Annotated in this window: 20 protein-coding genes; 5 read left to right on the top strand and 15 right to left on the bottom strand. The window is 62.2% G+C overall.

Going from position 1 to position 19,880, the window contains the following annotated elements; all coding sequences use genetic code 11:
- The first annotated feature begins 1 nt into the window (after position 1).
- Entirely contained in the window at positions 2-1,498 is a 1,497-nt protein-coding gene (locus NKH01_RS21755) for a winged helix-turn-helix domain-containing tetratricopeptide repeat protein (protein ID WP_353022309.1), read from the top strand.
- A gap of 48 nt (positions 1,499-1,546) precedes the next feature.
- Here the strand turns inward: NKH01_RS21755 and era are convergent, their stop codons facing one another.
- From era to rpoZ, 9 genes are all read right to left on the bottom strand, one after another.
- The gene (gene era / locus NKH01_RS21750; protein ID WP_353022308.1) at positions 1,547-2,473 is read right to left on the bottom strand and encodes a GTPase Era; all 927 of its coding nucleotides are present in this window, start codon (positions 2,471-2,473) and stop codon (positions 1,547-1,549) included.
- On the bottom strand, positions 2,470-3,195 hold the full coding sequence (gene rnc / locus NKH01_RS21745; protein ID WP_031194250.1) for a ribonuclease III: 726 nt from the start codon (positions 3,193-3,195) through the stop codon (positions 2,470-2,472). The genes era and rnc overlap by 4 nt, the downstream gene beginning before the upstream one ends.
- A 4-nt stretch (positions 3,196-3,199) precedes the next feature.
- Positions 3,200-3,949: a signal peptidase I gene (lepB, locus tag NKH01_RS21740; RefSeq protein WP_023719884.1), complete on the bottom strand. Its 750-nt coding sequence runs from the start codon at positions 3,947-3,949 to the stop codon at positions 3,200-3,202.
- 77 nt (positions 3,950-4,026) lie between these two features.
- A complete protein-coding gene (gene acpS / locus NKH01_RS21735; RefSeq protein WP_023719885.1) occupies positions 4,027-4,440 on the bottom strand; it encodes a holo-ACP synthase in 414 nt (137 codons plus the stop codon).
- Positions 4,437-5,018 (bottom strand): DUF2062 domain-containing protein, encoded by a 582-nt coding sequence (locus tag NKH01_RS21730; RefSeq protein WP_023719886.1) that lies wholly within the window; start codon positions 5,016-5,018, stop codon positions 4,437-4,439. The genes acpS and NKH01_RS21730 overlap by 4 nt, the downstream gene beginning before the upstream one ends.
- A gap of 234 nt (positions 5,019-5,252) precedes the next feature.
- Positions 5,253-5,633, bottom strand: coding sequence for a VOC family protein (locus NKH01_RS21725; RefSeq protein ID WP_353022306.1), 381 nt, complete (start codon positions 5,631-5,633; stop codon positions 5,253-5,255).
- Between the two features lie 13 nt (positions 5,634-5,646).
- Positions 5,647-6,225: an orotate phosphoribosyltransferase gene (pyrE, locus tag NKH01_RS21720; RefSeq protein ID WP_353022304.1), complete on the bottom strand. Its 579-nt coding sequence runs from the start codon at positions 6,223-6,225 to the stop codon at positions 5,647-5,649.
- A 108-nt stretch (positions 6,226-6,333) separates the two neighbouring features.
- Positions 6,334-8,562 (bottom strand): RelA/SpoT family protein, encoded by a 2,229-nt coding sequence (locus NKH01_RS21715; protein ID WP_352814808.1) that lies wholly within the window; start codon positions 8,560-8,562, stop codon positions 6,334-6,336.
- A 110-nt stretch (positions 8,563-8,672) separates the two neighbouring features.
- Positions 8,673-9,074 carry a DNA-directed RNA polymerase subunit omega gene (gene rpoZ / locus NKH01_RS21710; RefSeq protein WP_352481861.1) on the bottom strand — a complete coding sequence of 134 codons (402 nt, stop codon included), beginning with the start codon at positions 9,072-9,074 and terminating at the stop codon, positions 8,673-8,675.
- A gap of 279 nt (positions 9,075-9,353) precedes the next feature.
- On the opposite strand from rpoZ, the gene NKH01_RS21705 reads away from it, so the two are divergent.
- Together NKH01_RS21705 and NKH01_RS21700 are read left to right on the top strand one after the other, a co-directional pair.
- On the top strand, positions 9,354-9,935 hold the full coding sequence (locus NKH01_RS21705) for a LabA-like NYN domain-containing protein (RefSeq protein ID WP_023719891.1): 582 nt from the start codon (positions 9,354-9,356) through the stop codon (positions 9,933-9,935).
- Positions 9,932-10,690 carry a uracil-DNA glycosylase gene (locus tag NKH01_RS21700; RefSeq protein WP_245278617.1) on the top strand — a complete coding sequence of 253 codons (759 nt, stop codon included), beginning with the start codon at positions 9,932-9,934 and terminating at the stop codon, positions 10,688-10,690. Before NKH01_RS21705 ends, NKH01_RS21700 begins: the two co-directional genes overlap by 4 nt.
- Here NKH01_RS21700 and NKH01_RS21695 read toward each other — a convergent pair.
- The 4 genes from NKH01_RS21695 to dapA all read right to left on the bottom strand — a co-directional run bounded on the left by NKH01_RS21695 (position 10,640) and on the right by dapA (position 13,492).
- A complete protein-coding gene (locus tag NKH01_RS21695; RefSeq protein ID WP_352494844.1) occupies positions 10,640-11,161 on the bottom strand; it encodes a hypothetical protein in 522 nt (173 codons plus the stop codon). The two genes, NKH01_RS21700 and NKH01_RS21695, sit on opposite strands and share 51 nt — an antisense overlap.
- A 109-nt stretch (positions 11,162-11,270) precedes the next feature.
- Positions 11,271-11,999, bottom strand: a complete 729-nt coding sequence (locus tag NKH01_RS21690) for a GH25 family lysozyme (protein ID WP_353022302.1) — start codon at positions 11,997-11,999, stop codon at positions 11,271-11,273.
- Between the two features lie 106 nt (positions 12,000-12,105).
- On the bottom strand, positions 12,106-12,585 hold the full coding sequence (smpB, locus tag NKH01_RS21685) for an SsrA-binding protein SmpB (RefSeq protein ID WP_023719895.1): 480 nt from the start codon (positions 12,583-12,585) through the stop codon (positions 12,106-12,108).
- 25 nt (positions 12,586-12,610) lie between these two features.
- Complete coding sequence (gene dapA, locus NKH01_RS21680) at positions 12,611-13,492, bottom strand: 4-hydroxy-tetrahydrodipicolinate synthase (RefSeq protein WP_353022300.1); 882 nt, start codon at positions 13,490-13,492, stop codon at positions 12,611-12,613.
- 225 nt (positions 13,493-13,717) lie between these two features.
- On the opposite strand from dapA, the gene NKH01_RS21675 reads away from it, so the two are divergent.
- Entirely contained in the window at positions 13,718-15,751 is a 2,034-nt protein-coding gene (locus NKH01_RS21675) for a lytic transglycosylase domain-containing protein (RefSeq protein WP_353022361.1), read from the top strand.
- Between the two features lie 398 nt (positions 15,752-16,149).
- A complete protein-coding gene (locus NKH01_RS21670; RefSeq protein ID WP_353022298.1) occupies positions 16,150-17,043 on the top strand; it encodes an alpha/beta fold hydrolase in 894 nt (297 codons plus the stop codon).
- A gap of 306 nt (positions 17,044-17,349) precedes the next feature.
- Here the strand turns inward: NKH01_RS21670 and NKH01_RS21665 are convergent, their stop codons facing one another.
- Both NKH01_RS21665 and NKH01_RS21660 read right to left on the bottom strand, forming a co-directional pair.
- The gene (locus NKH01_RS21665; protein ID WP_502912669.1) at positions 17,350-18,408 is read right to left on the bottom strand and encodes a tyrosine-type recombinase/integrase; all 1,059 of its coding nucleotides are present in this window, start codon (positions 18,406-18,408) and stop codon (positions 17,350-17,352) included.
- A 238-nt stretch (positions 18,409-18,646) separates the two neighbouring features.
- Complete coding sequence (locus NKH01_RS21660) at positions 18,647-19,861, bottom strand: porin (protein ID WP_353022296.1); 1,215 nt, start codon at positions 19,859-19,861, stop codon at positions 18,647-18,649.
- Positions 19,862-19,880 lie beyond the last annotated feature (19 nt).

Below are 19,880 nucleotides of genomic sequence, written 5' to 3'. Positions count from 1 at the left end.
GATGCCGGGTTCGGCCACTGACCAGGTTTTTCAGTTTGGCGGTTTCACCCTCGATCTGGGCAAAGGTACGCTCGGCCGGGCCGAACAGCCGGCCTTCCTGCGGCCGAAAGCCTACGCATTGCTGACGCATCTCGCCCGCCATATCGGCCGTGTGGTGCCGAAGTCGGAATTGATGGACGCGGTCTGGCCGGGTGTTTTCGTCACCGAGGATTCGCTGACGCAGTCGATTCGCGAGATCCGCAAGGTGCTCGGCGAGGAAACGATACGGACCATATCGAAGCGCGGCTACATGCTGATCCCTGAAATCGAGCCGGTGCCCGAACCCGGCGCACAGCCGATCGTGGCGGTGCTCAGGTTCCGTAATGACGGCGCCGATCCGGCCGACGAAGCGATCGTCGACGGTATTGCCGAAGACATTATCAACGGCCTCGCCCGCTTCGGCACGCTGACGGTCCTGGCGCGCAATTCGAGCTTCTCGTTTGCCTCATATTCGCCCAGTGAATGGCCTGTCGTGCGTTCGCGCATCGGCGCCGATTATCTCGTCGAGGGTTCGGCGCGGCGGCAGGCAGACAGCATCGTCTGTGCGGTCAATCTCGTTGACGCAGCCAGCGCTTCCCAGCTCTGGGGGGATCGCTACCAGGCCGATTACGCCGGGCTGTCCGCCATCCAGCAGGAGATCGTCGAAAAGATCGTCGGCCGGCTGGTGGTTCGGGTGAACAATGCCGGCCTGCAACGTGCCTCGCGGCAGCCGGTAGCCAGCCTCGCCGCCCATGAACTGGTGCTGCGCGGCGTCGCTTTGCTGCGCGATCCGGCGCAAAGCGAACTGAAAGAAGCGGCAGCGTTTTTCGAAGCGGCGATCGTCAGAGACCCGGCCTATGGCCTCGCTTACACCTATCTGGCGCTGTCGCATGTGCTTAACAGCGAATTCGGACCCATCAGCGACGCCGTTCTGACGAAGGCCCGCGACCTGGCCGACCGGGGCATCGCATTGTCGCCGGACCAGGCAACGGCACACCGCATCCAGTCGCTGGTGCGGCTCAATATGCGTGAGCACGAGGCGGCCGAGCATCATTTGCGCATCGCGCTCGAGCTCAATCCGGGCGACGCGGACTGTATCGAGCAGATGGGGCATCTGTTGACAATGCGCGGCCGGCCGCTCGACGCGCTCGCCTGGCTGGCACGCGCCATCCGCATCAACCCGCTGGACCCTCATTGGTATCAGTACGATCGCGCGCTCGCGCTATACATGCTGGGCGAATACCGCACGGCTGCCGAGGCGCTGGAGCTGGCGACGCGACCGAGGCCATGGATCCGCACCCGGCTTGCCGCCTGTTACGCTCAGCTGGGCGAGATGCAGGCGGCAAGGCGCCAGGCTGCGCTGATCAGCGCCGACGGCTCCAATTTCTCGCCGCTCGACTATGCAAGAACGGGCATCCCCTTCGAAAACGCCTCCGATGCCGAACATCTTGCCGACGGCGTGTCGCTGGCACTTGGGTAATCCTGAGGCGGCGGCCAACAGGCCGCTCGGCGGATCGCCCAAACAGGCTCAGTGCGGAAATTCGAGCCCCATTTCACGGTAGCGCTCGGGATCGTCGCCCCAGTTCTCGCGCACTTTGACGAACAGGAAGAGGTGCACCTTCTGCTCGAGTATGCCTGATATTTCCATGCGCGCGGCCTGGCCGATGGCGCGGATCGTCTCGCCCTTATGACCGAGCACGATCTTCTTCTGGCTGTCGCGCTCGACATAGATGGTCTGGTCGATGCGCACCGAGCCGTCCTTCTTCTCTTCCCATTTCTCGGTCTCGATGTGGGAGGAATAGGGCAGTTCCTGATGCAGCCTGAGATAGAGCTTTTCGCGGGTGATCTCGGCCGCGAGTTGGCGCATCGGCAGGTCAGAGATCTGGTCTTCCGGGTAGTACCAAGGTCCGGCCGGCAAGGTCTCGGCGAGATAGTCGAGCAGGTCCTTGCAGCCGGACCCGGTCAGCGCCGAAACCATGAAGGTGCGCTTGAACGGCACCCTTTCGTTGGCTGCCGCCGACAATGCCAGCAACGTCTCGTGCTTGACCCGATCGACCTTGTTGAGGATCAACACCATCGGCTGCCGGACATCCTTCAGCCGCTCGAGGATGGCGTCGGCATCGCCCCGGATGCCGCGCTCGGCATCGATCAAGAGCAGCACGATATCGGCGTCCTTGGCACCGCCCCAGGCTGTGGTCACCATCGCGGTGTCCAGCCGGCGCTTCGGCTTGAATATGCCCGGCGTGTCGACGAAGACGATCTGCGCGTCGTTGTGGGTGGCAATGCCGCGCACGATGGCGCGCGTGGTCTGCACCTTGTGCGTCACGATCGATACCTTGGCGCCGACCAATTGGTTGACCAGCGTCGATTTCCCGGCATTGGGCGCGCCGATCAGCGCGACGAAGCCGGAGCGGGTAGCGGGAGCTTCTGTTGCCGGAGCTTCGGTGGCGGTCATGCGGCACTCCCTTGATTGAGCCAGACGCCTTCCCGCTGCAGAAGTGCCGCGGCTGCCGCCTGCTCTGCCTCGCGCTTGGAGCGCCCGCTGCCGGTCGCTGGCGGATAGGCGCCGACCTTGACGCTGACGGTGAACAGCGGATCGTGGTCCGGTCCCTCGCGGCTGTCGATTATGTAAACCGGCACCGCGCCTGCCGCCTGATGCGCCCATTCCTGAAGTTCGGTCTTCGCATCGCGGCGGGCGGCGTCGATGGCTTGTGAGCGCGGTTGCCAGTACCTGTGGATGAAGGCACGGGCCGCTTCCAACCCGCCGTCGAGATAGAGCACGGCGATGAGCGATTCCAGTGCGTCGGCGCGCAGATTGACGCGCTTGCGCCCATCGAGGCCGCGTACGTCCGAACCGGCGCGAATGAGTTCCGGCAGGCCGATCTCCTCGGCGATTTCCGCCAGGGCCTCGGCGTTGACCAGGGCGTTCAATCTGAGCGACAGCTCACCCTCGGCAGCGTCGGGAAATGCCGCCAGCAGCATATCGGCAACGACAAGGCCGAGAACGCGGTCGCCCAGGAATTCGAAGCGTTCGTAGTCGATGCCGGCATGACTGCCGCGAGCGCTGGCATGGGTCAGCGCCCGCTGCAGGCGTTGGTGGTCGCCAAAACTGTGGCCGGTGCGCTCCTTGAGCGCCTCGGCGAGCGCATCGGCGGTCAGCCGTTTTGTCGCCGCCATGGTCCTAATTGACGAAATGGAACAGGCGCGAGGCGCGCATCTGCGACGGCCATTTCCAGATTTCGAGCGGGCTGGCGCTGCCGCCGATCGAGAAGAAGATGAGGTTGGCGCGGCCGACCAAATTCTCTTCCGGCACGAAGCCGACGGTGAAGCGGCTGTCGGACGAGTTGTCGCGATTGTCGCCCATCATGAAATAGTGACCGGGCGGCACCTTGAACTCTTTGGTGTTGTCGCCGATCGAAGCCTGTGTCAGGTCGAGCGTGTCGTAGGTGACGCCGTTCGGCAGCGTCTCGCGATAGACATCGACCGGCCCGTTCTCCTCGGTGATGTCGTGGTTGTCGATCTGCCCGACCTTGACGCGTGGCACAGCGACGTCGTTGATGAAGAGCTGGCCATCCTTGACCTGGATCTTGTCGCCCGGCAGGCCGACGACGCGCTTGATGTAGTCGACGGAAGGGTCCGGCGGAAACTTGAACACCACCACGTCGCCGCGCTTCGGCTCGGAGCCCCAGATGCGGCCCGAAAAGATGTTCGGCCCGAACGGCAGCGAGTAGCGGGAGAAGCCGTAAGACCATTTGGTGACGAAGAGATAGTCGCCTTCGAGCAAAGTCGGCCGCATCGAACCGGACGGGATCGAGAACGGCTGGAACAGGAGCGTGCGGATGACCAGCGCAAGCAGCAGGGCCTGGACGATGACGCTGACGGTTTCACCAAGTCCGCCGGATTTCTTCTGGGTTTTTTCAGCCACGCTCATGTCGTCCTCGATTGTGCGTTGGATGGTATAGAGTCTCGGCGCGCGCTGGGCAACGTCATGCCGGTCGTCAGATGCAATCAATGTGGCGCTTCTTCGACCGGCAACGCTTCAATGATCACAAAGGCTTGAGCGAGCGGAAAATCATCGGTGATGGTGAGGTGGATCACGGCGCGGTGCCCTTCAGGCAGGATTTCGTCCAGCCGCGCTGCCGCCCCGTTGGTCAGCGCCATGGTCGGCTTGCCGCTGGCCAGGTTGACGACGCCCATGTCGCGCCAGAACACACCCTGCGCCAGACCGGTGCCCAATGCCTTGGCGCAGGCCTCCTTGGCAGCGAAACGCTTGGCATAGGAGGCCGCACGCGCCGCGCGGTTTTCGGAGCGCGCCTGTTCGATCTCGGTGTAGATGCGTTGGATGAAGCGCTGGCCATGACGTTCCAGCGACTTCTCAATGCGTCTGATGTCGATGAGGTCGCTGCCGATACCGATAATCATTCGGCAGGAACTTCCGGCCCGGTTTTTCCAGCCTTTGCGGCTCTTTCGGCCAGACGCTTGCGGCGCTGCTCGTGGAAAGTGACCATACCCCAGCGGGTAATGCCGTAAAACAGCAGGCCGAAAACCAAGCCAAGCGGTATTGCGCCAATGGTCATCGGCTTAAGCACCGGTCCCCACAACTGCGCAAAGGAAAGATTATGCAGCATGTCGCCGAGATGCGCGGGTGGGCCATGCGCCGGCAGGTGTTCATGCAGGATCAGCTTGCCGACCTCCCAGGAGGCGGCCCATAGCAGCGGAAACGTCAGGGGATTGCCGAAGACCGTGCCGAGTGCTGCCGCGACCAGATTGCCGGCGATCAGCCAGCACAGCATGGCGGCAATGATGAAGTGGAAGCCAAGCGGGAAAAAAGACGCGAATACGCCCGCCGCAACACCGGCGGCCACGGCATGCGGCGTGGCCCTAAGCCGCAGGATGCGCTTGGAAAAATACCGCAGCGAGCGCGAGAACGAGCGGCGCGGCCACAAATAAGTACGCACCCGCTCGAAAAAACCATCAGGCTTGCGCCGTCGAAAAAGCACTCTGTTCCTGTTCCTAGTTCCATCAATGGCTTCGCGCCGGCTTTTCCCAGCCGGGGCGCGACAGCCCTATGCTGCGCTTTGCGGTCACCGAAAAGGCAACTACGACTTTGATATAGCGATGTGCTAGCCGAAGAACAACGAGGCCGACGGCATCCGCTCGGTCGCCACTTGCGGCAGCCTTGGGTATCGCCATTCTGAACAGGGCATGATCGCGGCGAATTTGAGGAGCGCCACTCAGGAACGATACTCGCTGACCTCGACGAGGTTGCTGTCCGGGTCACGGAAATAGACCGACATCATCGGGCCACGGGCGCCGATACGCTCGACCGGGCCGACCTCTATGGCTACGCCGTTGGCCGCGAGGCTGGCGCATATCTCGGTGAGCGGCCGGGCGGCAACGAGACAGAAATCCCCAGAGCCGGGAGTCGGCGCCTTGGCCTTCGGCTCGAAGGTGCGCCCGACCTCATGCACATTGATCTTTTGCGTTCCAAACAGCAGCGCCGTTGGTCGGTCCGGCTCGTCGAGGCGCTTGAAGCCAAGCACGCGCTGATAGAAGGCGCAGCTATCGTCTACCGAACGAACTGTCAGCACGAAATGATCGATGCCGGTGATCACGGCGGCGGCTCCGTTAAAAATTGCGGCTGCCCGGCTTGATCGCCGGTATGGCGGCAAGCTCGGGCGGCAGCCTGTCGGCCGGATAGGCCGGAACCTCGTATTCGGCGAGCGCGATCAGCGGCACGCCGACATCGGTCTTGCCGGCCGAGCGGTCGATAATGCATGCAGCGGCAACGACTTCGGCGCCAAGGCCGCGCAGGCAGTCGATGGTCTCGCGGATCGACAGGCCGGTGGTGACGATGTCCTCGACAATGACAACGCGCGACCCCTTGGCGATTTCGAAACGGCGGAGCCTGAATTCGCCCCCTTCCCGCTCGACCCAGATCGCCGGCGCACCAAGATGGCGCGAGGTCTCATAGGCCGGGATCAGCCCGCCGATCGCTGGGCCGACGACATAGTCGATCCTGCCGGGAACGCCAGCGCGGATCTTTTCGGCCAGCGCCTTGCACAAGCGCTCGGTCTTGTCGGCATGCATGAAAACGCGCGCCTTTTGCAAAAAGACCGGGCTGCGCAGGCCGGACGTCAGGATGAAATGCCCTTCGAGAACGGCGCCGGCCTCGCGGAAAATGCCCAGCACTTCATCGGTGTTCATCGTTCGCTCCATGCCCATGGTGAATGGTGAATGGTAGTGAGTAGTGAGTAGTGAGTAGTGAGTAGTGAGAGCACCCTCTTTCACTATTCACTATTCACTATTCACTATTCACCCATTCACGCGTCGCGCGTCGCTGACGCTCGAATTGTCCTTTAGCTGCGACAGCAGCCGGTTCAAGTGCTTCAGATCCCACACTTCGAGATCAATCAGCATTTCGGTGAAATCGGGCGCGGTGCGCACCATCGACAAGGTGTGGATGTTGGCGTCGTTGGATGCGACGACCTGCGCAATGTCGGCCAGCGAACCCGGTGCGTTGATGGCGGTGACCGAGACACGCGCCGGGAACCGCTCCTTGGTGCGCTCGTCAATATCCCAGCGCACGTCGATCCAGCGCTCAGGCTGGTCGTCAAAGGCCTGCAACGCCGGCGACTGGATCGGATAGATGGTGATGCCGGTTCCCGGCTGCACGATGCCGACGATGCGGTCGCCGGGCACTGCCCCCTCCGGCGCGAAGCGCACCGGCAGATCGCCGCGCACGCCGCGGATCGGCACCGCATCGTCACGCGGCTGGTTCTTGTCCTTGCGTGCGGCGCGGCCCGGAATCTGGAACAGCATGCCGGCGGCGTTGCGGATCTTCGACCAGCCCTCCTCGCGCTGCTTGGGCGCGACCAGCGTGACGCGCTCGTCCTTGTAGTCAGGAAATACCGCCTTCATGACGTCGCTGGAGGCGAGTTCGCCACGGCCGACCGAGGCCAGCACATCCTCGATGTCCTTGCGCGCCAGCCGGTGCAGCACCGGCTTCAGGTTTTCCTTGGTGAAGGTCTTGCCGGACCGTTCGAAGGCGCGCTCCAGAATGCGGATACCGAGACCCGAATATTGCTTGCGGATAGCGTTCTTGGTGGCACGGCGGATGGCCGAGCGCGCCTTGCCGGTAACGACCACCGATTCCCACGCCGCCGGCGGCACCTGCGCCTTCGAGCGGATGATCTCGACCTCGTCGCCGTTCTTCAGCTCCGTCATCAGCGGCATGATGCGGCCATTGACCTTGGCGCCGACGCAAGTGTCGCCGACATCGGTGTGGACGGCATAGGCAAAGTCAATCGGCGTGGCGCCGCGCGGCAGCGCGATCAGCATGCCTTTCGGCGTAAAGCAGAACACCTGGTCCTGAAACAGTTCCAGCTTGGTGTTTTCGAGGAAGTCCTCGGGATTGTCGCCTTCGGCAAGCTGCTCGATGGTGCGCCGCAGCCAGGCATAGGCATTGGTCTCCTTCGAGATCGCATGGACGGCACCATTCATCTTGCCGCCGGTATCTTTATAGATCGAATGAGCGGCGACACCGTATTCAGCGATCTTGTTCATCTGGTAGGTGCGGATCTGCAATTCGACGCGCTGGCGCGACGGGCCGACGATGGTGGTGTGGATCGAGCGGTAGTCGTTCTGCTTCGGTGTCGAGATATAGTCCTTGAAGCGTCCGGGCACCATCGACCAGGTGGTGTGGATGGCGCCGAGCGCGCGATAGCAGTCCTCGACCGTCTCGACAACGACGCGGAAGCCGAAAATGTCGGACAGTTGCTCGAACGACAGCGCCTTGGCTTCCATCTTGCGGAACACCGACCACGGCTTCTTCTGCCGGCTCTTGACCTCGGCCTTGATCGAATATTTGTCGAACAGTGTGGACAGTGCCTTCTCGATCTCGGACAGCACGCCCTTGTTGCGCTCGAAAATTTCGACGAGGCGCGCGGTGACGGCGCGGTAGGCTTCGGGATTGATGAAGCGGAAGGCGATCTCCTCCAACTCCTCGCGCATGCCTTGCATGCCCATGCGGCCGGCCAGCGGCGCGTAGATGTCCATCGTCTCTTCGGCAATGCGCAGGCGCTTGGCTTCCGGCACATGGTCGAGGGTGCGCATATTGTGCAGGCGGTCGGCGAGCTTGACCAGAAGCACGCGCACGTCTTCCGAGATCGCCAGCAACAGCTTGCGCAGGTTCTCCGCCTGCTCGGCCTTCTTCGAGACGAGGTCGAGCTTCTTCAGCTTGGTCAGTCCTTCGACCAGCTTGCCCATTTCCGGACCGAACAATTCGTCGATCTCGGCCCTGGTCGCCGTGGTGTCCTCGATCGTGTCGTGCAGCAAGGCAACGGCAATCGTCGCCTCGTCCATGTGCATTTCGGTGAGGATGGCGGCGACTTCGAGCGGATGCGAGAAATAGGGATCGCCGGAGGCGCGCTTCTGGTGGCCATGCTTCTGCATGGCGTAGACATAGGCCTTGTTGAGCAGCGCCTCGTTGACGTCAGGCTTGTAGCGCTGGACGCGCTCGACAAGCTCATACTGACGCATCATGGCGGGATCTCGCAATGCTGAAATGAATCATGCGCCGCACTGGCGTACGGCGCATGTCATAGATAGCCACGAAACTGCCGACGCGAAAGTGTCGGCAGTTGTTGCTAAGATCAATAATCGTCGCTTTTTTCCGGCGGTACCAGCCCTTCGATGCCGGCCAACAGGTCTTCTTCGGTCATGCGATCGAAGGTGACGTTGTCCTCGGCGTCGTCGGCATCGGTGGCCGCAACAGTGCTGCCGGTCTGGTCGGCAATCGCCTCGCCATCGGCTTCCGGCTCGTCGACCTCGACATGCTTCTGCAGCGAATGGATGAGATCTTCCTTGAGGTCGTCCGGCGATAGCGTCTCGTCGGCGATTTCGCGGAGCGCAACGACCGGATTCTTGTCGTTGTCGCGAGGTACGGTAATCTGCGCGCCCTGGCTGATTTGACGGGCGCGGTGGCCGGCCAGGAGCACCAGCTCGAAGCGGTTGTCGACCTTGTCGATGCAATCTTCAACGGTTACGCGGGCCATGAGTTGCCCCTTTCATGCCTGGATTTGATGGAAAACAGGCGCGGTCCATAACCCGAACGCCGCCAAAATACAAGCTTTTATGGCGGTGCCCAGCTCTGACGCGGGCCGCCTGCGACGACGCAGCGCCGATCACAATTGCTTGCGGTGCCGCATGGTGCCTTGGATTGCCGTAAAACTGGCGTTATCTCGAACGATGAAGGCCAACAGGTCTATTATCAGACCGGCCGATAGTCGCCACGCATTTAGACGACCGCTTATTTCGAAAAAGGACATTTTTCCATGTTCGATCCTCGTGAAAAAATCGCTCTCTTTATCGACGGTGCCAATCTCTACGCCACCTCGCGCGCGCTGGGCTTTGACATCGACTACCGCAAACTTCTGTCGAGCTTCCAGAAACGCGGCTATCTGCTGCGCGCTTATTACTACACCGCGCTGGTCGAGGATCAGGAATACTCCTCGATTCGGCCGCTGATCGACTGGCTAGATTATAACGGCTTCAAGGTGGTGACCAAGCCAGCCAAGGAATTCACCGACTCGACCGGCCGCCGCAAGATCAAGGGCAATATGGATATCGAGCTGACCGTCGATGCGCTCGAGCTCGCCGATGTCGTCGACCATTATGTCATCTTCTCAGGTGACGGCGATTTCCGCACGCTGGTCGAGGCGCTGCAGCGGCGTGGGCGCAAGGTCTCGATCGTCTCGACCATGGCATCGCAGCCGCCGATGATCTCCGATGACCTGCGCCGCCAGGCCGACCATTTCATCGACTTGATGGCGCTCAAGAATGAAGTCGGCCGCGATCCGTCGGAGCGGCCGGTACGCCGGTCCGAGCCGGCCGAAGTCGACGAGGAAGACTATTGACGGTCGTTGCCTTGACCGCGCCCCTGGCCGCCTCTCCCGAACCCGATCGCGACTGCCCGCTTTGTCCGCGGCTGCACGACTTCATCGCCGAGTGGCGGCAGCGCGAGCCGTCCTGGTTCAACGCGCCAGTGCCGACCTTTTTGCCGCCGGAAGGCGAGGATGCGGTGCGCTTGCTGATCGTCGGGCTGGCGCCTGGCCTCCGCGGCGCGAACCGGACGGGGCGCCCCTTCACCGGCGATTTTGCCGGTGATCTGCTCTACAATACGCTGATCGCGCACGGCTTTGCGCGCGGCGAATTCAAAGCGCGACCAGATGACGGGCTGGAGCTTGTCGGTACGGCGATTACCAATGCGGTGCGCTGCGTGCCGCCGGAGAACAAGCCGGTTGGTGCCGAGATAGCCACCTGCCGGACGTTCCTGGTACCGACGATCGCCCGATTTCCAAACCTGCGCGCCGTGCTGGCGCTGGGCTCGATCGCGCACCAGTCGACCGTGCGGGCGCTCGGCCAGCGCGTCGCCGCCTATCCGTTCCAGCATGGTGGGCAGCAGCAGGCCAATGGCATCGCGCTGTTTTCCAGCTATCATTGCTCGCGCTACAACACCAATACGGGCGTACTGACGCAAGCCATGTTCGTCAACGTTTTCAGTCAGATAGAAGCTTTTCTGAAGACTGAGAGCCGGACGACGCCCGCCGGCGCACAAGCCCTAGATTCGGGTGATCGCGAACAACCAGGCCAAGAGATCCAGCAACCATAGTAACAGTGCAAGCTGCAGCGCGACGCGCAGGCGTTGGATGATCCGCCAATTGCTGGCCATGTCGGATTTGATGCGCAGCGCAAGCGCTCGGTGCATCCCATCCATGGTTGCGGGAGGATGCTGATCGACGAAATCCTGGAGCAGCTTCTCGGGATCGAAACGGAACGTATAGTTATAATATGGCCACACCATAATCGCGACCAGCAGTCCGATAAGAAAAAGCAATGTCAGCGCCAGCCAGTCCCAAGGCCCTATGCCATCCAGGAGCGCCCTGCCTCCAAGGAGAGAACTCGCGAACGCAGTTGCAAAAATCAGATTTCCAGCGCGCGTATTGAGACTTTCAACCACGCCCTGCTGGTGTTGGAGGCCACGCACCGCCTCCGCATAGACAAACGCCAGGCGGGGATCCCCACCGTCCGTCGCAGCAGGCGGGGCGTTGCTGTCATTGGCTGATGAAGGGCGCTCCGGCATCAAATGTACTTAGCACGGCGCCGCCTGCGATATGAATAGCCACCTTGGCGAAGGCTTCGTCGTTCCCGTCATCGCCCACTGAGGGTGCTCTCGCTGGACAGGAATAGCGTCAATCCGACGCCGTCGCTTCAGGCGCTGCGGCAAACAACGCGGCCAGCGTCGCCGGCCCGCCTTGGAGAACATTCAGGTCGACGTCGCCGCTGATGCCGTCGACGCGGCCCCGGTTGTGGTACTGCCAGTAAATCCAGTCGTCATGGCCTGGCCGCAGCGCCAGCGAACGCAGCCAGCGCGGGCGGCCGGCTACCTGCCCGGCATAGGCTTGCGCGGCCTCGTCGGTCACATAGAGGATCGCCGTCTTGCCGAACGCTGCTTCGACCGGGCCGAGGAAGGCTGAGAGTTCGGCGCTCAGCTGTTCGGGAGTTGGCCGCTGCGGGCAATTGCCGCCGAACTCGATGTCTACCACCGGCGGCAGCAAAGGCTGATCGCGCGGCACCACCGAGATGAAGTTGCGTGCCTGATCGGCACCCGGCCTGCAGAAGGTGAAGAAGTGATAGGCGCCGACGGCAAGGCCGGCGGCGCGGGCCGCACCCAAATTGGCGGCGAAGGCATCGTCGACATGGTCGCCGCCTTCCGTTGCCTTGATAACGGCGAAGGCGACATCGTCGGCTGCAACACGCCGCCAGTCGATCTGCCGCTGATGATGGGAAACGTCGATGCCCCTGACCGGATATTTGCCGCGATCCGGAGAAAATGTCTGGAAGTAGGTATAGCCGCCGGCCAGGACGAGGCCCACCAGGAGCAGACCGGCCGCGCCCCATGAGACGATCCGGTTTTTCAAACGAGACCTATCCCTATTGGTCCGCCCTGCCCTCCGCTATGGCTCCGGGCGTTCGTCGCTCGAAAAGCCAAATCGTTGGCTTTTCGTCCGGTTCGCGGACCTCTGCTCACCCTCGCTCTTTCAGCAGCCGGCCCTTCTCGCGCGACCAGTCGCGCTGCTTTTCGGTCTCGCGCTTGTCGTGCAGCTTCTTGCCGCGGCCGACGGCGAGCAGCACCTTCGCCCGCCCTTGGTCGTTGAAATAGATCTTCAGCGGCACCAGCGTCATGCCTTCGCGGTCGACGCTCTGCGACAGCTTGGCCATCTCGCGCTTGTTGAGCAGGAGTTTGCGGCGGCGGCGCGGCTCGTGGTTGAAGCGGTTGGCTTGCAGATATTCCGGCAAATAGGAGTTGATCAGCCAGATCTCGCCGCCCTCGACCGAGGCATAGCTGTCCTGGATATTGGCCTGGCCCTGACGCAGCGACTTCACTTCCGTACCGGTCAGCACCAGGCCGGCCTCGATCGTGTCGAGCACCTCATAGGAAAACCGCGCCTTGCGGTTTTCCGCAACGGTCTTGTTGTTGGGATCGGCTTTTCTGACTTGATTCATGATGCGGAGAGGTGGCGCCTCATCCCTAATTTATCAAGCCGGCGTGCTTCATCGCCGCGTCGATCTTCTCGGCGGTCGACGGCTCGACCGTCATTAGCGGCGAGCGCAGCACGTTCTCGACCTTGCCCAGCTTCGACAGCGCATATTTCGCGCCGGAAACGCCGGGTTCCAGGAAAATCGCCTTGTGCAGTGGCAACAGACGGTCCTGCAGGTCGAGCGCCTTGGCGCTATCGCCGGAAAGCGTCGCCTCCTGGAATTCGGCGCAGAGCCTGGGCGCGACATTTGCCGTCACCGAGATGCAGCCGACGCCGCCATGCGCGTTGAAGCCGAGGGCCGAGGCGTCTTCGCCGGAGAGCTGGATGAAGTCCTTGCCGCAGGTAGCGCGCTGCTCCGAAACCCGCTCGACCTTGCCGGTGGCATCCTTGACGCCGACGATGTTCTTGAAGTCGTGCACCAATTGCCCCATCGTCTCCGGGCTCATGTCGACCACCGAGCGCGGTGGAATGTTGTAGATGATGATCGGCAGGCTGGTCGCCTTGGCGACGGCGGCGAAATGCGCATAGAGGCCGCGCTGCGTCGGCCTGTTGTAATAGGGCGTGACGACAAGGGCCGCGTCGGCGCCCACCTTCTCGGCATACTGGACCAGGCCGACCGCCTCTTCGGTGTTGTTGGAGCCGGCGCCGGCGACGATAGGAACCCGGCCCTTGGCGACTTCGATGCAGACCTTGACGACTTGGCGGTGCTCGTCATGCGACAGCGTCGGCGACTCGCCGGTGGTGCCGACCGGGACCACGCCCGTCGTGCCCTCGGCGATCTGCCAGGCGATGAAGGCGCGAAAGGCTTTCTCGTCGAAACGGCCGCTCTTTTCGAACGGTGTGACGAGCGCGGTCAGCGAGCCTCTCAGCATGTCGTCCAACTCCTTGGGGACTTTCGGGTTTGTCGTGCGCGCCTTCTAGCCGAAAGCGAAGCGGCGCACCATAGTCTCGACATTGTTGCGCGGCAAGCATTGCGCCAGCAATTGCAATTCGAATGACCTCGAGAAGGTTTTCTTTACGGGCCCTTCATCACAGACGAGTAAGCTTCAATTCATCTGTGTCTGTTGTAGCGTCGAAGAACGGGGATGACCAAATCCATGCCGATCAGGCGGCCTCATCTTTTCGCGCTTATCGGCGCGATCGTCGCCCTGATTCCCGGCGCGGCGATCGGCAGCAGCGTCGATGTGCAGGTTACGTCGGCGATTCCGATGACCGAGCCGCAGAACGATGCGGTGCAGCAGTCCCCGTCCGCGAGCGTCGCGGTGCTGAAGAGCGGTCTCGATGCGCTGGCGGCAAACGACATTGCGCGCGCGCGCCAGGTGCGCGAAGCGCTGCCGGCCAAGTCGCTCGACCGGCACATCCTTGCCTGGGCGATCGCGCTCTATGGCGGCGACCAGGTGCCGAGCGGCGACATCGCCGATGCGGCAAAGATGCTGCCGAACTGGCCGGGTACAATCGCCTTGCGCAAGAACAGCGAGCGCGCGCTCTATCGGGAGAACCCCACGCCGCAGATCGTGGTGCGGGCGTTCGACGGCAGCCAGCCGCTGACCTTCGAGGGCGTGGTGATCCTAGCCCGCTCCTATCTAGCACTGGGCGATACCAAGGCGGCGCGCTCGGTGCTGTCGCCATTCTGGCGGACCGAAAAGCTCGAAGCCAGGGACGAGGCGGCGGTCATTCGCGAGTTCGGTGCGCTGATTCCGGCCGCCGACCATCGCTTCCGCATGGAGCGGATGTTTTATGCCGACCGGGTCGCTTCGGCGCTGCGCGTCGCCGGTCTCGCCCGCGCCCAGCAATTGGCCGATGCCTGGGCGGCAGTCACCAAAGGCGACAAGAACGCGGCCAAGCTGCTGAAGGCGGTGCCGGCAGCGCAGCGGGCGGCCGGCTATCTCTTTGCCGAAGCCGAATATCTGCGCAAGCAGCAGAAATTTTCCGACGCCGCCGCGCTGGTGATGAAGGCGCCGGGCGACCGCGACGCTCTGGTCGATCCGGACGCCTGGTGGGTCGAGCGCCGGGTGCTGTCGCGCGAGCTGGTCGACCAGGGCGACATGAAGACCGCCTACAGAATAGTCGCCGCGCATGCCGCCGAAAGTCCCGCCAATGCTGCCGAGGCGGAATTCCATGCAGGCTGGTACGCGCTGCGCGGCCTCAACGACCCGAGCATCGCCGCCAAGCATTTTGCGCGAATCGCGGAGCTCGCCCAAGGGCCGATGTCGCTGTCGCGCGCCTATTATTGGCTCGGCCGCGCCGCCGAAGTCGGCGGCCCCGGCAATGCCAAGGATTATTTCAGCCGCGCCGCAAGCTACGGCACGACCTTTTACGGCCAGCTCGCCGGCGAGCGCGTCGGCCGGCAGACCCTCAACATCGTCTACCCACAGCCAAGTGCCGCCGACCGCCAGAATTTCGCCACCCGCGAGGCGGTCCGCGCCATCAAGCGGCTGCAGGAGGCCGGCTATGACCGCTATGCCGAGACGCTCTACCGCGACCTCGCCGGGCAGCTGAACAACCCCGGCGAACTGGCGCTGCTTGCGGTGTTGGCGGAAAGACAAGGCAACCATTTCATGGCGCTGAAGATCGGCAAGATCGCCGGCGCCCGCGGCATCGATGTCGGCGCGCTGTCGCATCCGCTCGGCGTCATTCCCGACACCGCAAACATCTCCGGCTCGGGCAAGGCGCTGGCCTATGCGATTGCCCGCCAGGAAAGCGAGTTCAACATCGGCGCAATCTCCAGCGCCGGCGCGCGCGGACTGCTGCAACTAATGCCAGGCACCGCCAAGCAATTGGCGAAGAAGGCCGGCATGACATTTTCTCAGGCCCGGCTAACCACCGATGCCGGCTACAATGCAACGCTGGGCGCTGCCTTTCTCGGCGAGCAACTCGGCCGTTTCGACGGCTCCTACGTGCTGACCTTCGCCGGCTACAATGCCGGCCCCGCCCGCGCCGCCCAGTGGGTGGCGAAATACGGCGATCCGCGCGGCAAGGACGTCGATGCCGTCGTCGACTGGATCGAGCGGATTCCCTATACGGAAACAAGAAGTTACGTCCAGCGCGTGATGGAGAATTATGAGGTCTACAAGATGCGTATCTCCGGCAAGTACGACATTGTCGGGGATCTGGTGAACGGCCGGGGGTGACGGCCGGGCTTCAAGCCAGGTTTGCCGGTCACAGCGTATTTTGTTCTTGCTTTGTGCCGGCAGCTATGCTACTAATTTAAATGTGGTGCTGATTCGCACCGACGACCCGCCCAACGAGGCGGGTTTTTGTTTCAGGCTTTGAAAGTTCCGGACGTCGAGTTGGCGGACAGCGGCCCGCCCTGTCCTGCCGGACATCTCCCCAAGGGTCCCACCAGGGGGAGATCGGCAGCTTCGTGGACAGTGCCTTTCTGCATCCGACGAAACTTGGCGAAAGCGACGATGACAGCCAATCTCCCCCTTGAGGGACCCTGCAACTTCGGCGCCTCCCCTATTTGACCCTACCGGCCCCTCGCCTGTAGCAGTTGAAACAAGCCAGCAGCGAGAGGAACGGAGTCCACATGGCAACCGAGCAGGGTTTCTCCGATTTCTTCTACGCCGCGCCGGACGGGCTGTCCCTGCACGCCCGCATCTACGGCGAAGCGAATTCCGGCCGCTGGCCAGTCGTTTGCCTGCCCGCCCTGACCCGCAATTGCCGTGATTTTCACGAGCTGGCGCTTTATCTGTCGACGCAGGCGAAGCGCAAGGTCGTCGCTTTCGACTATCGCGGGCGCGGGCAGTCCGCCTACGATGCCGATATCGGCCATTACAATATCGGCATCGAAGCTGGCGATATTCTCGCCGGGCTGGCGGCGCTGAGCATCGAGGAGGCTGCCTTCATCGGCACGTCGCGCGGCGGACTGATCATCCATGTGCTCGGGGCGATGCGGCCGGCCGTGCTGAAGGCCGTCGTCCTCAACGACATCGGCCCGGTGATCGAGACGCAAGGGCTCGCCCATATCCGCTCCTATCTCGACCCCGCGCCCAGGCCGAAGGCGTACGCAGAGGTGGTCCGCGGCCTGCGCAGCACCCATGGCGCCGATTTTGCGGCGCTGACCGATGCGGATTGGGAGCGGATGGCGTCAGCCCTCTACCGCGAGACCGAGGAGGGATTTCTGCCCGATTTCGATCCGAAACTGGTCGATACGCTGGCGGGCCTCGATCCCAGCCGGCCGATGCCCGATCTTTGGCCACAGTTCGACGCGCTGGCGGCCATCCCAATGCTCGTCATACGCGGCGCCAACTCGAAGCTGCTGTCCGCCGAAACGCTCGAGCAGATGCGGACGCGCCATACCGATATCGAGACGATCACCGCTGACGGCCAGGGGCATGCACCGTTTTTGGAGTCCGGGATCCTGCCGGGCAGGATCGCTGGTTTTTTCGATCGGGTGGAGCGGCGGAGCGGTTGGAAGTAAAACCACGGTAAGTTTAAGTAACTCTCTGCCTTATCTTGTACCTGTGAAGCATTCTGGCAGCGATTAACAGCTCTGCTGGCGTCCCGGAGAATAATTGTTGGATGTCGGCGCCGCCCCTCATCCGCCTGCTGGCACCTTCTCCCCGTGTAGTGACGGGAGAAGGACAGACGGCCGCAACGCTGACGAACTCCCCTCTCCCCGTTTTTTCACGGGGAGAGGGTAAGGGTGAGGGGCAGCGCCGACTTGATGTATTGGCCTGCAATCCGTTGTCAGATCGACCGACTTACGCCAGATCCACCCAAACCGTCAGGATTTGGCGCTTCTCTTCGCGGGCTTTGGTGCCTTGCTTGCGGCCGGCTCGCTTTTTGGTTCCCGCCTTGCCGAAGGTGGAGCAGACAAAGGACTTGCGCCGCCGCTGTCCGCGCCACCGGACCGCGGCGTTTCCAGCACGGTGACGCAGCCGTCGAGATCGTTGGTGGCCAGATGGGCGTAGCGCATGGTCATCGACAGCGTCTGATGGCCGAGCCACATCTGCACGCGCCTGATGTCGATGCCGCCCTGGACGAGACGCGAGGCACAAGTATGGCGCAATATGTGCGGCACGACCTGATCGTCGGCGCCAAGCCCGACCTCGGCCTTGGCATCGTTCCAGATGGCCCGAAACTGCGCCTGGCTGAGCTTGGTGAACGGGCCCTTGGGCCGGCGACCCTCGGTGGTCGGCAGCTTGATCACCTCTTTTACCCGCTCGGTCATCGGGATGGTGCGGCTGCGGCCGGACTTGGTGATCCAGAAACTGACGCGGTGCTCCTGGATATCGTTCCAGATCAGCCCCAGCGCTTCGCCGAGGCGGCAGCCGGTATCGACGAGAAAGACGGAAAGCCGATAAGCGTCCTCGCTGCGGCTTTTGATGGCGGCAAACAGCCGGGCCTCCTCGTCCCTTTCGAGGAAACGAATCCGTCCCGCCCGCTCTTTCTGGCGGCGGAACTCGGGCAGGCTGTGGATATCCCCCATCTTGTGAGCCTTGCGCAGCAGTTTGCTGAGGGCAGCCATCTTCCGGTTGATGGTTGCGTTGCTGTTGCCGCGCTGGCGCAAGGTGCCGATAAGGTTGTCGAGGGTGCTTTGGTCGAAGGCGCTGAAACGCTCCCCAAGGAGAATCTCATCTATTTCGCCGATGAAGGAGCTGACATTGTATTTGTGCCGCCCATCATCCCAAAGTATGTCCCGGTATGCTGAAAAAAGTTCTCCGACCCTATGCGACTTTACTTCTCGTATGTTGTTGTAACTATATTTTATCTTTGCAGTCTGAGAAGAAAACATCGAAAAAAGATCAGAGGGTTCTCCCTCTTGAATCGCATCGTTCGTCATTATTCGCCACACCCCCGAGTGGATAGGCCTAGACCTACCTGCTTGGTGGTGCCCTTTCAAGAGTTTTAAGCGCTGCGGTCGATTTCATCCGCCAGCGGCGGATCCCAACGACATCGTTCCACAACCCTGTTCAGCTACCGAACCCCCTTTTCCTTCTGTTTGCTACCAGTCGCGAAAACAAAAACAGCCCGGGCGTTAAAGCGCCCGGGCTGGATTTCACTTGCTTTAAGTCCAGCCCTTAGAACGAGCGCTGGAAGCGGAGGACACCGCCGATGTTGCTGTCGTCGTCGGCACCAGTCCAGTTGTAGAAGTCGGCGTCGCCAAACTTGCCGGCGTGCAGGTAGTCGACTTCGGCCGTGATCGTGAAGCCTGGGACGATGTCGTAGGCGATGTTGGCCGCGATGCCGAGATTCTCGTCTTCGTCATACCCCGCCTGGAGGTTGAACGAGGTCTTCTCGTTGATGGTGTAGGTACCACCACCCCAGACTGCCCAATTGCCGCCCCACTGCTTGTAGAAGTTGCGTGGGATATTGTCGTCCGAACCATAGCCGGCCATCAGGAACAGCGTCAGGTTCTGCATCGGCGTGATGTCCAGGCGAGCCTTGCCTGTCCATTCTTCCAGTGAGCTGTCATAGGCAACGACGCCTGAGATCGAACCCCAGCCCTGCGTGTACTTCACGCCGCCGACGACATACGGAACATAGCTGTCGATGGAGTCATGGCCGAGATTGAGGCTTAAATTGGTGACGTTGTCGCCGTTAATGAAAAAGCCCTCACCGGTTTCCAACGACGCCACGGCCGAGAAGCCGTTGCCAGCATCGAAGTAATACTGGATGACGTTGGTGTCGAAGCCGCCGTAGGGGACCAGCGTATCGTTGATGACGTTGCCGGCGTAGCCGGTGAACGTGTTGAAAGCCGTTTCGTCCTTACCGACGCGGAGACCACCGAGCTGGATCCAGGCGAAGTTCAGCGAAACGCCTCTGCTACCAAAGCTGGAAAAGCTGTAGGTAATGTCGTCGCCTTGGTCCAGAGTCCCCTGATCATTCGTGATGTCATGATGACCGGTTCCCCAGTTGAAGCGGGTCTCGGTGTAGGTCTTCAAGGTGCCCATCTCGGTTTCCTGGCCGGTGTAGGTCCTCAGCGTGAAGCGAGCCTGCTTGTAATAACCATCGTTTTCTTCGATTCTGCCGTCCAGAAGATCCGAGTTGTCGAGGTAACGGGCACCAGTGAACGCGCCCGCATCGCCGGCCGAGATGTCGTAGCGGACATAGCCGCCGATGCGCATGCAGATTTCGGTGCCGGGGATGTAGAAGTAGCCAGCGCCGTAGACGTCGCAGATCTTGACGTATTCAGCGGGTTCCGGCTCGGCGACGACGACGGCGTCGGCGGCGCGCGCACCGGAAACTGCGATCAGTGCCGCAGCGGAGCCGAGAAGCAGGCTCTTGATGTTCATTTTCTGACCTCCAGTCAGA

The sequence above is a fragment of the Mesorhizobium sp. M1403 genome (assembly GCF_040317695.1).
In the GTDB taxonomy this organism is placed as follows: domain Bacteria; phylum Pseudomonadota; class Alphaproteobacteria; order Rhizobiales; family Rhizobiaceae; genus Mesorhizobium.
The sequence above is the reverse complement of the archived record's forward strand: the minus strand, read 5'-3'. Positions and strand labels throughout refer to the sequence as shown.